Source organism: Gordonia sp. UBA7860 (genome assembly GCF_002500165.1).
Taxonomy (GTDB): Bacteria; Actinomycetota; Actinomycetes; order Mycobacteriales; family Mycobacteriaceae; genus Gordonia; species Gordonia sputi.
Genome location: NZ_DLSO01000096.1, coordinates 507 through 820 on the forward strand (window position 1 = coordinate 507; position 314 = coordinate 820).

Consider the following 314-nt stretch of genomic DNA (forward strand, 5'->3'; position numbering starts at 1 on the left):
CCGCGCGAGACCTGGCGTCGGAAACGGACCCGGTCGGCTCCGGTGAACTTCTGATCCGGCACGTCGGTTCCCATGCGGTCAATGGTGCCCGAACCGGGTGCTCGGGTACCGGCCATTCGGTCAACACCCTCGGAGGCGGCGGGATCGGGGTCGACGCGTCGGGTGCATCATTGCGGGATGCCTGCGCGAAAACCGATCGATCCGGCGGCAGCCCGCGCGGCGGTCCTCGCCGTCGCGCCCTGGCTGCGCGACGACACCCTGCCCGCGCCAGCCCGAGCCGAACTCGCTGCCGCGGTGCGGCTGACGGCGCGCAC